The organism is uncultured Paraglaciecola sp., from assembly GCF_913020055.1.
GTDB lineage: Bacteria > Pseudomonadota > Gammaproteobacteria > Enterobacterales > Alteromonadaceae > Paraglaciecola.
Genome location: NZ_CAJWCF010000017.1, coordinates 1 through 16,228 on the forward strand (window position 1 = coordinate 1; position 16,228 = coordinate 16,228).

A 16,228-nucleotide genomic window follows, 5' to 3' on the forward strand; every position below is an offset into this window, starting at 1 on the left:
AACGTATCGCATCAACTAAGACAGGTTCAATCACTTCAATCCAAGCAGTATACGTACCTGCGGATGATTTGACAGATCCCTCACCTGCTACAACCTTTGCTCACTTAGATGCAACAGTTGTATTGTCGCGTGATATTGCGTCTTTGGGTATTTACCCAGCGGTTGACCCACTTGATTCTACTTCACGTCAACTTGATCCACTTGTTATTGGTCAAGAACACTACGATACAGCTCGTGGTGTGCAATCAGTATTGCAGCGTTATAAAGAATTGAAAGACATCATCGCTATCTTAGGTATGGATGAACTCTCTGAAGAAGATAAGCTTTCTGTATCACGAGCTCGTAAAATTCAGCGTTTCTTGTCACAACCTTTCTTCGTAGCAGAAGTATTTACCGGTTCACCTGGTAAGTATGTTTCCTTGAAAGACACTATCAGTGGTTTCAGCGGTATCTTGAATGGTGAGTTTGATCACCTTCCAGAACAAGCTTTCTACATGGTCGGGTCAATAGAAGAAGCAAGCGAAAAAGCTAAGAACATGTAGTTTATGCCCATCTAATTTGGACGAATTGTCTCAATTAGATGGACTCGAATAACATGTTTATTTAGGAGGTTTTTATGGCAATGACCGTACATCTAGACGTAGTAAGCGCTGAAACCAGTATTTTTTCTGGTTTAGTTGAAGCTATTCAGATAACAGGTAGTGAAGGTGAGCTAGGTATCCATCCTGGTCACGCACCTTTGTTAACTACTTTGTTGCCAGGAATGGTACGTTTAGTTAAGCAACACGGTGATGAAGAGAATATCTACATCAACGGTGGCGTGCTAGAAATACAACCCGGTACAGTAACTGTATTGGCCGATACCGCTATTCGTGCAGAAGACTTAGACGAACAAGCAGCACTAGACGCGAAAAAACGCGCCGAAGAGCACATCGCCAATCCAACAGCCGATTTTGAATACGCTGAAGCAGCCATTGAGTTAGCTGAAGCAATTGCCCAGTTAAGATTGATTCAAAAACTGCGTAAGTAATCAAAAAACGTTTTATAAAAACCCAGCCTAGAGCTGGGTTTTTTGTTTTACCTAATGAAATTGAAAGTTTCTATCCTAATTATGGTCTTAATCTGCATGGATAGTGTATTTAAACTATATGTAATGAGGATAATTCACATGAAACTAAAACTACTTTTACCGATTATCGGTATGTTTGCATTTCACGCCCCAAATGCAACTGCCGACAAAGCTATTTTTGCTGGTGGATGTTTTTGGTGTATGGAATCAGATTTTGAGAAGCTTGATGGGGTAACAGATGTTATTTCAGGTTTTACCGGTGGCACCTTAGCCAACCCCACTTATGGTGGCAATCATACCGGGCACTATGAAGCGGTTGAAATTACTTACGACCCTAGCAAAGTGACTTATCAAGGTTTACTCGACCATTATTGGGTGAACATCGACCCATTTGACGAGCGTGGGCAGTTTTGTGATAAAGGCTTCAGCTATTTAAGTGCAATTTTTGTAGGTAATGAAGCAGAAAGAACACTGGCCGAAGCGTCCAAAAAAAGAGTGATGAAGCAATTCCCAAAACAAAAAGTCATTACCCCAATCTTGCCCACTACAACCTTTTATCCCATAAAAGGTGATGAAAGTTATCATCAAGACTATTACAAAAATAATCCAGTTAGATACAAGTTATATCGTTGGAATTGTGGTCGTGATCAGCGACTCAGAGATATTTGGGATGATAAAGCAACACACTGATCATTAAAGTAAATATTCTCAGGATCTGGTTCGGCCGATCTCTTAAATCTTAAGCCTTCACTGTTTATTTTTTAAAGACAGCCAATCGATGCGATTACCGCTAGATTGGCCAATTTTATCTTTGTTTGAAATACCTTCATTTGAATTGGTTTCTAAACCCAGTAAACCGATCCAGTCACCTTACTGTTTAAGTGTTTTTCTACCCAAATAGCCAAACGTGCTGCTGCCTGAATTGACAAAATACTAGATTTCATCCATTAAGCTAGGTTGTAATGCCTCACTTAATTGAGCGAAATGCGCCCCGATAATAGCCAATTGCGGAGAATAGTGGTCTGATTCAAGTTTACCCTGTTTAATCACCTCTTCTAAGGCTCTAAATGCCGCTTCAGACTGCTCCAATGCACAATCATAGGTGGCTGGGAAAAACTTATACAAATGCACTAAGGCACTGTTAATTTCATTGTTGTCTAGTGCAGCGGTTAAATCTTTAAGTGTCTGTTGTGAATGTGCAACCAATTCAGAAATCGCCCGTAGAAAATTCTCAGCACTATTATGGAGTTTAACAATGCCCTGTGCGATGTCGACTCCCGGTAGATCGATACATTGTTTAGTTAACGCTATCGCTTTAGGTAACTCGTAGGTCACTGCTATTTCGTCATCTTGCAATGCACAGTGTTCAATATCAGCAAATTTTTGACCTATGATATCGAAACCAAATGAACCTGCCGAGCCTCTTATTCTATGGGCAATCTCGCTAATAATGGTTAAATCACGCTGTTCTAGCGCTTTTTCTAAATTATTAACTTGGTCTCTTAAATCTTGTTGATAGTCTTCTATTAATTTCAACATATCGCCATTTTGAAGTGGATTATCAATATCCCCTTGTTTATTAAGATAATGAGACAGTTTACTAATAAAGTGATGACGAGAAATGGGCTTGGCTAAATGGTCAGAAAAACCTAGACGCATATAATGTTCGATTTCATGTTTCATATTATTGGCAGTAAGCGCGATCACGGGCGTGTAATTACCGGCTGCTCTAATTTGCTTAAGTGCTTCGGTACCATCCATTAGAGGCATATGAATATCCAGTAAAATTAAGTCAAATTTCTGATAAAAAACCGTTTCCAATGCTTGCTGGCCGTTTTCTACTTCAGTGACTGTTATATTCATTCGTTTTAATAGAATGGAGATCAATTCGCGATTGCTAGGATGATCGTCTGCGAGTAATACCTTATTGCCTTGAAAATTTGGTAATGCCACAGGTTGCACAGATTTAGTTGGAGTAGACTGCCATATTTCTCCCACATTATTTATCCATGGAGAATTCTGTACAACCGACAAGTCTATATTTAGGGTAAAGGTTGAGCCCTTTCGAGGTGTGCTATCTACGCTAATGTCGCCACCTAACCCATGCGCTAAACGACGTGAAATACTCAAACCTAAGCCCGTGCCACCGAAGCGTCTATTGATAGAACTGTCAGCTTGGGTAAAGGGTTGAAATAGCTGTTCCTGCTGCTGCGCTGAAATGCCTTCACCAGAGTCTTTGACTTTTATTTGTAAACGATTGTCGACCAAACCTACCGACAAGCCTATGTAACCTTGTTCGGTAAACTTTATCGCATTATTGGTTAAGTTAAATAAAATCTGTTTCAAACGTGTTGGGTCGGTATTTATTTGCGCTGGTAACGGGAACTCATACTCTAAATGAAAGGCTAGGCCTTTGTCTCTGGCTCGTTTACCGACAATTGACTCTATTTGAGCTAACACAGAGAATAAAGGAGTAGGTATCGATTCAAAGTCTAGTTTGTTGGCTTCTATCTTACTGATATCCAAAATATCATTAATAACTCTTAATAAGTGATTACCGTTTTCAGCAATGATTTTTGTCACGCGCTCTTGTTCTGCTTTGTCTATATCACCTAGTAGTATGCCGTCGGCATATCCAATTATAGACGTTAAGGGGGTGCGAATTTCATGGCTCATAGTGGCTAAAAAACGGCCCTTAGCATCGCTGGCTTCAATTAGGTCGCTATTGGTTTGTTCGAGCTGCAGGTTGGCTTGTTTAAGCTGCGCAGTCCGATTTTCGACGGTGTGTTCTAAGGTGTTGGTCAGTTCAAAATTTTTCTGTGTGACGATATTCAATCTGTCTGCTAATGCAAAGGCTAAGAATATTGCGTCAATAGCCCCTCCTAATAATGTGACTAATTCGGCGTTATCCAGTAAATCAGGGATCAAGCCAATATTCGCTGGCAAGATAAATAAAGCTGGAATTAGCAGTGACATAAAAGCAATAACGAAATAGGCTGCTGGTCTAAAACCCTTAAGCCATCGATGTACTCCAGCGAAGGTTGCCGCGACTACCCATATACCAATTGTGATTGTTGCTAAACTGTGTGCATAGCCGATTAAAAATACTGAAGATGGTAACAACGCTAAAGAAATGAATCCGTTTATCTTCAGTAGTTTTGCCAGTCTCGGTAAGTATATTTCCAGCTGCAAAAATGTCGTACAGAAATATGCGCCAACCAGTGGCAGTATAAAGAAAGGTACATAAGTTAATTCTAGCAAGTGCCAATTGAATAGATTATTAGGCACTTGAAATACTAGCGCCCATCCAGAAAAATAAGTAAATAGATAAAGTGCATAGTAAAGGTGGCTTTTTTCCCTCGAGCCAGCATAAACAAACAGGTTGTATAACCCAAGTGCAAGTAAAGTCCCAAGGGATGAAATTACAAGTACTGTGTCAAACAAGACCAATTGTCGATATTCACTTTTACTATGTATTTCGACCCGAGGTTGGGAGGCATAGTAGCGGCTATCTAAACGAATCAATAGCTGGTAAGGCTTATTTACTTCCAGCGTTAGTGGACGCCCATAATGAAAAGCATACTCGCTAGGCTCATAGTAACCGCTGGGTTGGTGCCAAAGTAACGAATCGTCGTAAAGATAAAAATCAATATTTTCTACAAGACTATTAGTGACATCTATGACCCAGTCACGCTCATGTGATTGAGGGGCAATGGTTAAGTGGTACCAATACGTACCGCCGGTGAGTTCAATTTCATTTGTTGCATTTAGAGAAGATAACCAAGCAGTTATTTTGTTAGTTTGTTTTGGAGGTAATATATTGCTATTTGACTTGAAAACTTGGTATTCGAACTCGAGCGTTTCTCTTTGATTGGTTTGTTTGGCATCTACTTCAACTGCCGTTGCCAATGCACAAGTACCCATAGTTATCATAAACAGTAATATGTTTACATAAAGACGGCACATCATTTGAGTCTGTTTGTAGTCAGTAGGTATCAACTTATTATTTTCCAAAATCGTAACTAAATTCTAGCAATGCGCGACGGCCTTCACCTTTATTGCTATTAACCAAACCTAAAAAATCGATCAAATCAAATCTCAGAGTGTCATATTCAGTATCAAATATATTCTTCACGTTGAATGTAATCTTCCATCCATAACTTGCATTATGATAAGAAATCGCTGAATCCCATAGAGTGTATCCAGGTTGCTGAGTATAAGGACTTTGATTCTGGTCAAAGTATATTTTTGACTGGTAGCGGCCCAATAAATTCAATAACACAAAGTCATTATTAGCTAAGTTAATCTGGTACCCGACTACTGCACTCGTTTGAAACTCAGGCGTAAAAGGTTGCCTATTATTAGATAGTTCTTTCCCTGTGGGGTCAATATAGTGCCCAAATTTTGCAGTTGCCATATATCCAGTGGTCAAATTAATATGAAGTTCAGGTGTGATTTGCCATTCAAATTCAGACTCAATACCATTTATTGTTGAATTTGGAATATTTTGTAGAAGTTGTAGGTTTGGCGCATCAGGTATGCTTGACGGCTGATTAATAAACACTTGTTGATTGCGATAATCGTAATAAAAAGCAGTGACACCTATTCTGGCACTTCTATCCCATAATTCGGATTTGCTGCCTATCTCATACGAGTAAAGAGTTTCAGGTCCATAAGCAGCCATTTCTGCTTCAGCCTCGGTGAATAAGAATCCACCATTAAATCCCCCGCTTTTATAGCCACTACTGGCACTGGCATAAACCGCCCAATTATTTGCAAGTTTGTAGGTGAGTGCTAATTTACCAGACCACTGATTATTTTTGATTGAATCTGTTACCGACCAAAAAGGAAACGTCAGACCTTTAACATTATCATTTTGTGGAATGTTAAGGTCAGTATTACTGGTAAAACTAATCTGTTCATTGTTGTAACGCAAACCCGCAGTTAAAGTTGTTTGGGATTTAATGTTAATATCTATTTGGCCAAAAATCGCCTTCGACTCTGTGTCTATAGTGTTGTTGTAGAAATATTGGGCTGCACCTGAAGTGGGGCCAGAAGCACGAAAGTCTCGTAAAAGATCAATGCTATTTTGTTGTTGTATATTTTCTTTTAATAAAAATATGCCACTGATCCAATGTAATTTTTCTTGCTCTCCACTCATTTGAAATTCTTGGCTGTATACTTGATTATCCAATCCAAAAAAACCAACGCAAACATTAATTGAACTAGCATCACAATGAATTTGGTGCTGTCGCTGTAAATCACTAAACGCAGTTATTGAGGTGATATTGATGTTTTGATCCAGCTTCCAATTAAGTTTTAATCTAGCGCCTAACTGTTCAGTGCTATGCGGGCTATCATTGTCTACAGAAACATCTCTAAATTCATTCGAACCGTCACTAAAACCAAAGGCATCTGTACATACTCCACTAAGTGCTTTTTCTGCACTACAAACAGTACCTTCTTCTAAATCTAATACACCAGTATGTCCGTATGGTTGGCTGATGCCACTCCAATCTGCAGCGCTTAATTTAAGATTTAAATCAAAGGAGTCGGTATTCAAACCATACTGCCATCTAAAGGTGTTCCGCTTAATCCCTTCCTGAGGAGCCGGTTCAAGGTTATTAGTTGCTGAATAGTCATAGTCCACATGCTGGAAGACAACACGAGATGCGCTGTTATCACTAATTGGCAGGTTGAGCATACCTTCTATTTTCTGGTAAGCGTCACTGCCCACACCTATTTTTGTATAGGCAGAGAATTCCTGTTCCGGTTGATGGCTAAAAAATAATACTGCTCCCCCGGAAGTGTTGCGTCCAAATAATGTACCTTGTGGGCCTCTAAGCACCTCAACTCTTTGAATATCAAGTAATTCAGCGAATTGGCTATTGACTGAACCGCCAATCACGTCATCGAAATAAAAACCAATAGGCGATGTATTGGAGGTGTTGTAGTCAATCAACCCTACTCCACGGATATTCACTGCTGGTGGAGAGCCAGCACCGGCATTTTCCGTAATAAAAACGTTTGGGCTCAAACCACTAATTTGATAACTATCTTGAATATTACTATCTTGCAGCTGTCTTTGATTAAAAGAGGTAACGGCAACCGCTACCTCTTGAATATTTTGCAGACGTTTTTGTGATGTGACTTCAATAATTTCAAGTTCAGCGGTTTTTTCAGCAAATACTGAAAAATTCACACAAAATAAAATTAACGAAAAAAAAACAATTTTAAGCACGGAAACCTTAATATCATGATTAAGTATCCGTACTTAACTATAAATTATTCAATCGTACATTCTCACGGTTTGTTACACTTTTTACAATTAAAACATGAAATAAGAGAAAGTTATTTGTACAATTAATTGAGGCTAAAAGTCTTTTTCTCCAGTAATTATTTTGGGATGACCGCATATGGCTCTTGATGTTTGCATACCTGCCATGGTGGCCGCTTCCACACAGCCAGCATTTAAGCCTATTTTAATCCAATCACCAGTGATATAGAGGTTTTTAAAGGCAGTTTTATCTGTATCCAACCTATGTTGTGTGCTGTCTTTAACTGATAATACGTAACGCTCAGAAGGGTCAATATTGGCCCGCCAAAATTGACTGTTAAACCTGTTTTCAGCTGATTGGCAATCCAAATCGACTAAAACGTTCCAATCAAAACTCCCATCTCCAGCAACCTTTGGCCATAAATGATGGATTGAATTAGTCAGATTGCCAATGGCGTTCTGTTTTACTTTTTCAGACCATACATTTGGGAACTGGTAGTCGCTTGAAGGTGGGTAGCTATCTAAAGGGAGTGCGCTACAGAAATAGGCAACATTCTTAGGCTCCTGATCTGCTGGCCAAGTTTCCTTGTCCAATAACTGATCCATAGATGCCCAAGTATCAAAAGGTTCGACAAAGGCACTTAATACAGGTTCTTCTCCACTTGGAGGAGTATTAGTCCAACCTAAATCAGAAAGGGATTTATTTCCCCAAACTTGGTAGGCCTGAGTGGCAACTGTTTTGACCTTATCTGACATTGTTTGCAAATTCGGGTCTTGTGCAAGTAATGTAGGGCAGAGATGGGGAAGTGAGGCTATTGATATTCCATATATGACCTTGTCAAAATCTACACCTTTCACTAAGGTCTTTTGCGGTAACGATTGACCAAAATTCTGCTTGTATATTTCTGACCAATTACTCCAAAAAGATTCTAAGTTAATTTTGTTTTCTTGTAATAGCGCCGCTTGTACAGGATTTAGTTGATCGTAATTTGGCCTGTCAGGCCAACAATCTAGATCCTTAACATTTACTAAAGGGTTGTATTCTTTTACTCCTTCTTTCAGGGCGACTTGTTGAGTCAGGCGTATTTGTTGAATACTATCGCTATCTGCTATCACCTCTTCTACTTTATTGAAAAACTCAAATTTAACCCCGCGAGCTTTTAGTACTTGGTAATAGGGTGTAAACATAGTATCTCCCATACCTGCTTGCATCTTCCACATGATAGCGCCCTTATAATTCAAGGCTATTCTCATCATGCTGCGCAGTATAGTGCCAGCTTCAATATTGGGTTTTGAAAAGTCGCCTTTTTCATAAGCAAAAGTTAGGTCGTAAAAACCACGAACAGGGGCCGACTCCACCGTATATTTTACGTTGGCGCCATGTTTTGTCAGCCATTCTTGGTAGTCGTATTTATTAATGACATCAAACCCTTCAGAAAACACCCTATCTTCAAGCATGCCTATTAAAATAGTGATACCTAGATCAGCGCTGATAAATAGGCGACGTAAGTTGTCATTGCTATCTAAGATCTCTGAAAACTCTTTGTTTAACCAACGTCTTAGACGTTTCACTAAAATTTAATCGCACTATGATCTTCACTATTATGTTCAGTTAGATTCTTAGGTAATGCGGCCATAAAACTCTCAAGATGATCAAACGTATCTTTCACGTCATCAACTAACTCTTTACCTTCAATTTTAATGAAGTTGGCAATTTTTTCTAACCAAGAATCGTGGTCGTTATCGTCATCAGAGTCTTTCTCGGGTAATTTGGCGCTAGAAAGTGCATCTTTTTCTTGTCGAAGATCATGTAAAAACTTTTTGATCCATATATAAGCCGTTCGAAATAAATCCCACAGATCCAGACTTTCGTCCATCCCTCCCGGGATCTGATCATTAGTTGGAAAGTCTACAGGCCAACTTTTCCATTCGTTGTTAATCAGTTCCTGCAATACGATATAACTGTGTGGTTTAAACGCTTCTTGCCAAGTTGCTAAAGGAGTTCCTGACGGTCTATCAAGCTCTTCGTAAGCTTGTTTTATACTATTGAAAGCGTTGTCGTAGAAGCCGAACCAAATGTGCAAGCCATGTTCTTCAATACGCTCAGCATAATCAGCATTGCGACCACTGGCTCCTTTCCCGCCGATTCTCCAGCCCATCTGATACAGAGTAATATCATAGTTATTTTGCCAATCAGGTTGATTGGTTAAATGGAAGGCTGCGGTAATTGCACTGACCCCACCACCTAAAATAGCGATTTTTTCGGGCTCAATAACCGAGTTATTAACTAACTCTTCGCCAGGTGTCACTTCAAAGTCGAAATGTAAATGAAATGGTAATATGGCGGCTTGAGAGCCTAATTCAAAACCTAATGTTTCAGCCAACGGGAAGCTGTCAACTTGGTGTAAGTTAAGGTCATATTCACCACCCAAAAGGCTGACAGAATGTACTTTTTTGACCACCGCTGGTGCGGCAACTATTGCTTGGTAAACGGCCTTTTCGCCGGCGCTATCTGGAAACTGTTTGAGGAATAGTTGGTCAATTTCGGGCTTCAATAACATTTCAAGTGCTTGCTCAATGCCGTGAACATCTAAGTCAAGGAATTCGGGCACTGAGGCTAAAAATTTTCCTGCTTCTACAAGTAAATCAAGAAAATTTTCCAGCTTTGTTTCGTGATTGGCTGAGTTTCGCTTCACTTCCATCAACATATGCCAATCAATTTTCGTGTCAGGTGAAAAAGGCTGAAAGGCATTAACGGCACAACTGAAATAGTCAGGTTCTTGATCGGCAGTAGGAATAGAGTATTGACAGAGATATTTTGGATAACCAAATAACTCCCGACCATTAATAAGTGCCATCGCACTGTCTACAAAAAAATGATGAGGAAACCAGTAAACGTGATCTAACTTTAACTTGCCATCGACCTCCTTCATGCTGCCGACCATAATCCAGGTGATGATATCTATTTCAGAAATAAACCCTTTATTACGGTCGACGTCTATTGCCGAATACGCCTTATTAACTCTGGTATATGTGGTTAAAACATAAGGTGATAGGACCTTAAAACACATTCTGTTATTTGCTGGTCCATTCAAACAAGTATCAACAGTACTCTGCAAATTGCCAAGCTTGCCTTTGACAAAAAAACCATACATTTGTGCATCATTTAGTACCAATGGTGTATGCATTAAGACGTTACTTTTCGAATAGATAAAATTAGGGCGTTGGCAGTTTTTCATTCTGGTTTGGTTCCATTCCATTATGACTTGTTGGGTTGAGTTTTTACCCTAACAAATCATTAATAAAAAACCGAATGCTTTTATACCAATCAGCTCAAAATCGGCAAGGGCTTTTCTAAAGGATGAGCTTTAAACAATCTGAGTGAATAAATCTTTTTGCTGATTGGAATTACTCAGACATTTTTGCCTGTGGTTCTCTAAAACACTTTTGCTGCATTTTTGAGAACAAAGTCGTTAACGGTTTACAATTAACCTTGTGAGTATGTTCAAGTACGTACACCACAGATTCTAGTGTGGATAGACTACTTTCCTGCGTTGTTCGCCTAATGTGGTATTGGTTTTCTGGGGGAGTGGAAAAATGCCAGCTAGCGCATTGTTGTAACCAAGGGTTTAGATGCCATATTTTAAGTGCTTTACGCCATGACGCATCGATGAATATCACATTATGCTTTGCTGGAAAATGTTGTGATTTTTGTGCTGGTGAAGAAACCGTCTCAATCGAGATACTTTGTTCGTGAGGGTAGACTAAACAGTAGTTTTGCGGCTCACTCGAGACCTTTTCAGCCAATTCCGCCCAGTCTTGTGGTGTCTCTCCCAGTAAAACGGACACATGTTCTAACCCTAAAGTTAATAGTTTGACGGTGTTTTTTGCATGTTTTGCTTCTTTAGGGTGCTGTAAAATAATGATGTTGAGTGGTGCAGTGATCGGGCTTACCCAAACACACAAGCAGGTACTCTGCGGGTAGCTACACTTTTTACAAACTTGTCTTTTGTTGGTTTTTTCAGTCATTATGTTTTAAATATTTAGGCCCATTGCAACTTATGCTTGGTGTTTGTGAGTAGGCTTGTTAAATTTGTTAGCCTATGTCGTTTGTGCAACTTTGCGGCTGCCTCTAACTAAAAATATGTGCTCACCGGAAATTGTTTGATTAAATTAGCTAGCTGTTTATTTACTTTAGGTTTGTCCCATGTCATTTAACAACAAAGTTGATTACATGCCAAATCAACCTTTTGCCAATGTCGGCATAGATCCATCAGAAGACCAACATAAGAGCTTTCAAAAGCGAAAATGGCAGGTTTTGATTGCTACATTTTTATTGATTTTGATTATTGCTAATGCTGTGATTTGGAGTCGAGCACCTATTTATCAAAGCCAAGCTATCTTGCATTTTTCTTATACATCACAAAACGAAATACAGCTTACTGAGCTAGCCCAAAGGCAAATTACCTTGCATCAGCAAAGGTTAAAAAGTAACAGTGTACTGAGCTTAGTGTCCGACGAACTCGCACAAAATCAGATGTTAATGATTAACGTACAAACACTTTTTGATGCTCTGACGGCAGAAGCAAGTTTGACAGGGCGTATTATTACTTTAAAAGCTAACGGTACCGAGCCACAAATTATTAAACCAATGTTAGATGCATGGGTAAAAGTGTATCTGCAATTAGTTGAATCCGAAATGCAAGAGAACAACAGTGAAGAGTTGCTGGTTGCAGACGAACGATTACTGCTACTGGAATTGAAAATATCTGAACAACAACAATATTTACAATTTTTTGCCAGTGAAAATAATATTACCTCACTTGAAAGAGATGAAAATCGAGCCTTAAGTCAGACTAAAAATCTAGGGAATAACCTTGACAAAGCCTTAGCCGATGAGTCACATGCTAAAGCGTTATTGAATAGTTTGCTTGAAGCCACAAATAACGGGCAAATTATTATTCGACCAGACGACAAAGCAACAATTGATGCAACAAAACAAAGTCTGCGAGAAATTAATGCGAGTTTGTCCGCTTTATCTGAAAAGTATACTCAAGCTTATTTAGAGCGAGATCCCACTATTGTCGCTAAGCAGAAAAAAGTGCAGCAGCTGCAGATTCAGCTGGAAGAGCAAATACAAACCAGCCAAACAGACTATTTATTGGATGTACAACGTGATCTGAGCGCCGCTAAAGGTAACGTTCAGCAGATGAATACTCAGCTTGTTGAGCAAAACAAACTCGCCCAAGTGTTTAGCCAAAATCTAGAGCAATTTAAAAGATTAGACGACGAATTAAAGGCACTTCAATTTCAGGCTCAGACATTAAAAAATCAACAAGTCGCACAAGAAGTGTCGAAACCCTTCGATGCCAAGGTTTCGTTACTAGAGCCAGCTTTTATTCCTGATTTTGCCGTCGGCCCAAACTATCAGTTTAATAGTCTAATGAGTGTGATAGCGGCAGTTATCGTGGCTATCTTAGCCTTATTGTTGTTTAGTTTTATCTTCAAACAAAAAGCGTCAGGCACTTCAAGTCACTTTGTTGTGATCCCTGGGCAAGCTGGAACGAATGACTATTCAAACCTTGGATATGCGCAAAATAGGCAACTTGCAACGCCCGATCCTCGGCTATCTGCCGAACCCGCTAAATTAACATCCGTACCTCAAACATTACGTTTATTAAGCTTTGAAGAGTGCCAGCTGCTTTATTCTGTTGCCAATAAACAAGGTAAGGCATTAATAGGCCTGACGTTAAGTGGAGTAAATATTGACGAATTATTGTTAGTTGGGAAAGCGAATTTCGGTCAAAACTATTTGCTGTTACAGATAGATAACTCGTTTTCTCGCGCTATCAAAATGCAAGAAAATCTGGCTGATGTTGTGCAAGCAATATGTCATAACTTAGCCGCGGAACAAACAATTTGGTCGAATATCAACAACCAACAAGACTTAGTGCAGTTATTGGTAAATATTGGACATGATGCGCAGTTGGCTTTTCCGGAGCAACTATCACTTCATGTTTTACGGCATACTTATTTAACCTATTTAGCCAGTCAAGGCGCAAGGCTCAACGATATTGAGCAGGTAGCTGGATATACTTCGCCAAGCGATTTAGCGCTATATCGAAATGTAAACCAACAGGGCAAGTTGCTTGATTTAGATCAGATCAATATTCAATATCCTTTTGTAGTGACAAGTTGAGCAGTTGTTATGTCCGAGCACCCTCAATACGCTAAAATTTGGCGCACTGTGCAGCTCATCCCTTTAGGTAAAGTGGCGAGTTATGGCCAAATTGCCGATCTTGCTGGGTTACCTGGACGGGCGAGGTTAGTAGGCAAGTCACTAGGTTTTGTACCAAAGGATATGCAAGTACCCTGGCATAGGGTGTTACGTTCCTCTGGACAAATTGCCTTCCCCAAGGGGTCTGAACAATCACAGAGCCAAACAGGCTTATTGCAACAAGAAGACGTCGCTGTTTTTAACAACCGAGTCAAATTGAGTCTTTTTCAATGGCAACCTGATTTGGCAGAAATGCTATGGAAATTAGAGTATTAGCTTAGTATTCTGCATAGTTAATCTTGCTCTTAAGGGGTAAATCAGATATTTTTGCTAACTATTTTGTGAATTCACCTACTCGAGATTTTTGTTGTGTTAAAAACCTTTGATATAGACGACGTTGAAGAAGGGATGTTCGTTGACTCTATAGCAAAACAACAGGGGAAATTTAAGATCACCAGCCGTGGTAGGGTCACGTCTCTTGCCGCCATAAGTCAACTCAAAAAGAAAGGTATTCTGTCGGTTGTTGTTGATATGAGTAAACAACTGAAGCCCAAAGTGGTTGAGCAAGAAGAGCCAGAAACACCTCCTGAAGAGCCTGAACATAACATTGAAGTGACTTTTGAAGAAGAACTTGAAGTCGCCACTAAGCTTCATGCCAAAGGTAAACACCTACAAAAAACAATGTTAGAGAGTGTGGGTAAAAATCTACCCGTAGACATTGCCATTCCAGAAGCATTCACTAACAACCTTGTATCGTCTATTGATCGCAATCCAAATGCTTTGATGTGTATGACAAAAATACGAGAGAAAGACACTTACCTGTTGGAACATTCGTTAAACGTGGCAATTTTGTTAGCCAATTTTGGTACACATGTCGGTTTAGATGAAGAACAAATACAAGAATTAGCGTTGTCAGGTTTTTTACATGACATTGGAAAAATTAAAATTCCGGATGAAATATTACATAAACCTGGGCGTTTGACTGACCAAGAAATGACAGTTATGAAAGACCATGTGTATTACGGCACAAAAGTGCTGATTGAGATGGGAATTCCTGATTCAATCGTTGAGACTATAGTCCAACACCACGAGAGACTTGATGGTTATGGTTACCCTGATGGCCTACGAGGTGATGAAATCACTCAGTTTGGTCGCATGATTGCTATTGTAGATACCTATGACGCGATAACCGCAGACCGATGTTATAAGGTGGGTATGTCATCTAAAAAAGCGTTACAAATTTTGATGCAAGATGCACCTGAAAAATATGATGAGGGGTTAGTAAAACAATTTGTGCAATGTATCGGAATTTTCCCCGTTGGCAGTTTAGTCAAACTCAACAATGAAAAAATAGCCATGGTACTCAAGCAACATCCAGTACAAGCCACTAATCCTGTAGTCAAAGTTTTTTATTCGATTCGAGGCAACCATTATTTGCAGCCCAAGGAAGTAGACTTAGCTACATCCAGCAATGGCCTCAAAATTGTTGATGCGGTCATCGCCAGCGATTTTAAGCTGGACTTCAACAAATATTTTAATGAATCAATAGTGGTCTAGGCCAACACACTCAAAAACTCTCAACCTTTCTTAAGCCAATTCTAGGTTAACTATTTTTCGCTTCTTTCAATATGACTCTGAGTTGATCAGTTGTTACATCAGAGGGGCACACCCCTTTGTTGACCAACTCTTCACGAATACATTCAGGATCATTAGAAGAAAAACGAGGGCTGTTTTTCTGCACGTAACGCGTTAGTTTTTGCTGCAATTTTCGAGTTAAACAGGACATCTGTACATCTTAACCAGTTAAAAGTGAAACATAATTTATGGGCAAGCCATAGATATAAGAAATTTATATAATGCATCTTAATTTCTATACTTTAAATTATAATCAAAAACTGAGCCAACAAAATTTTAACAATATAATTCAATAAGATAGATGATTTTAAATTATTGAAAAAATCGTACCTGTAAAAATAACTGACAACTATCTATGCTTATCTAATTGAATTACAGGGATTATTTGTAAATTAATTGTTAATTTAAATGGCTTTACGTTGTGCAAACCGTTTAGGGATACAACTGTATTATGCCGCTGTCACCCGCCCAGTCACCTACCATCCAAATTTGCTCAAATGGATGATTGACGGGTACATCGATACAATGTTGCAGCGCTTTAATTTGTGGTGTTTCCCATGCAGGATGAGCGTTACGGATTACTAGCCATACCCGATTCGACTTGTAAGATTTATGAGATTTGTTAATTAAAATTCGGTTCAGTGCATTTAGTAGCCGCTGATTGGGTTTGAACATTTTATTTAAATTGCGCAGCTCCAAAATGGTTTTATCATCCAGCTCATGACCTAAAATTTGCCTGGCTTCTGCTTCAGAGCCATATAAATGAGCGACTTCTATATCCAAACGCTGCCCTTCGAGCCAACAGGACACATCTGGTTTACGTGGGCGATTATGCCAAATGTGACGTATTTTTTTACCACTGTCGTGTTCATACCAGCGCATAAATATTTTTGCTGCTTGGTGCTCAAGAACAATTTTTTCACGTTCACTGTTTTTAAATTCTGCCACCAACACCCACCTAAAAAACATC

Annotated in this window: 10 protein-coding genes and 2 pseudogenes; 6 read left to right on the top strand and 6 right to left on the bottom strand. The window is 39.3% G+C overall.

Annotated features, from left to right (window positions below):
* The 3 genes and pseudogenes from QZ488_RS05425 to msrA form a co-directional block, all read left to right on the top strand.
* Positions 1-542, top strand: a pseudogene (locus QZ488_RS05425) (F0F1 ATP synthase subunit beta); the annotation flags it as partial.
* A 74-nt stretch (positions 543-616) separates the two neighbouring features.
* Positions 617-1,030 carry a F0F1 ATP synthase subunit epsilon gene (locus tag QZ488_RS05430; RefSeq protein WP_293746789.1) on the top strand — a complete coding sequence of 138 codons (414 nt, stop codon included), beginning with the start codon at positions 617-619 and terminating at the stop codon, positions 1,028-1,030.
* Between the two features lie 171 nt (positions 1,031-1,201).
* The gene (msrA, locus tag QZ488_RS05435; protein ID WP_293746834.1) at positions 1,202-1,759 is read left to right on the top strand and encodes a peptide-methionine (S)-S-oxide reductase MsrA; all 558 of its coding nucleotides are present in this window, start codon (positions 1,202-1,204) and stop codon (positions 1,757-1,759) included.
* A gap of 243 nt (positions 1,760-2,002) precedes the next feature.
* Here msrA and QZ488_RS05440 read toward each other — a convergent pair whose 3' ends face one another.
* From QZ488_RS05440 to QZ488_RS05455, 4 genes and pseudogenes are all read right to left on the bottom strand, one after another.
* Positions 2,003-5,083 carry a response regulator gene (locus QZ488_RS05440; RefSeq protein WP_293746790.1) on the bottom strand — a complete coding sequence of 1,027 codons (3,081 nt, stop codon included), beginning with the start codon at positions 5,081-5,083 and terminating at the stop codon, positions 2,003-2,005.
* Positions 5,073-7,310: a TonB-dependent receptor gene (locus tag QZ488_RS05445; protein WP_293746791.1), complete on the bottom strand. Its 2,238-nt coding sequence runs from the start codon at positions 7,308-7,310 to the stop codon at positions 5,073-5,075. Before QZ488_RS05445 ends, QZ488_RS05440 begins: the two co-directional genes overlap by 11 nt.
* Before the next feature lie 132 nt (positions 7,311-7,442).
* Positions 7,443-10,585, bottom strand: a pseudogene (locus QZ488_RS05450) (NAD(P)-binding protein).
* 169 nt (positions 10,586-10,754) lie between these two features.
* Positions 10,755-11,375, bottom strand: a complete 621-nt coding sequence (locus QZ488_RS05455; RefSeq protein ID WP_293746792.1) for a tRNA-uridine aminocarboxypropyltransferase — start codon at positions 11,373-11,375, stop codon at positions 10,755-10,757.
* Between the two features lie 178 nt (positions 11,376-11,553).
* Between QZ488_RS05455 and QZ488_RS05460 the strand changes: the two genes are divergently transcribed.
* From QZ488_RS05460 to QZ488_RS05470, 3 genes are all read left to right on the top strand, one after another.
* On the top strand, positions 11,554-13,545 hold the full coding sequence (locus QZ488_RS05460; RefSeq protein WP_293746793.1) for a tyrosine-type recombinase/integrase: 1,992 nt from the start codon (positions 11,554-11,556) through the stop codon (positions 13,543-13,545).
* A 9-nt stretch (positions 13,546-13,554) separates the two neighbouring features.
* Positions 13,555-13,899, top strand: coding sequence for an MGMT family protein (locus QZ488_RS05465; RefSeq protein ID WP_293746794.1), 345 nt, complete (start codon positions 13,555-13,557; stop codon positions 13,897-13,899).
* A gap of 93 nt (positions 13,900-13,992) precedes the next feature.
* Positions 13,993-15,180 carry an HD-GYP domain-containing protein gene (locus tag QZ488_RS05470; protein ID WP_293746795.1) on the top strand — a complete coding sequence of 396 codons (1,188 nt, stop codon included), beginning with the start codon at positions 13,993-13,995 and terminating at the stop codon, positions 15,178-15,180.
* A gap of 46 nt (positions 15,181-15,226) precedes the next feature.
* Here the strand turns inward: QZ488_RS05470 and QZ488_RS05475 are convergent, their stop codons facing one another.
* Positions 15,227-15,409, bottom strand: a complete 183-nt coding sequence (locus QZ488_RS05475) for a hypothetical protein (RefSeq protein ID WP_293746796.1) — start codon at positions 15,407-15,409, stop codon at positions 15,227-15,229.
* Positions 15,410-15,690: 281 nt separating this feature from the next.
* On the bottom strand, positions 15,691-16,227 hold the full coding sequence (locus QZ488_RS05480; RefSeq protein WP_293746835.1) for a hypothetical protein: 537 nt from the start codon (positions 16,225-16,227) through the stop codon (positions 15,691-15,693).
* Position 16,228 lies beyond the last annotated feature (1 nt).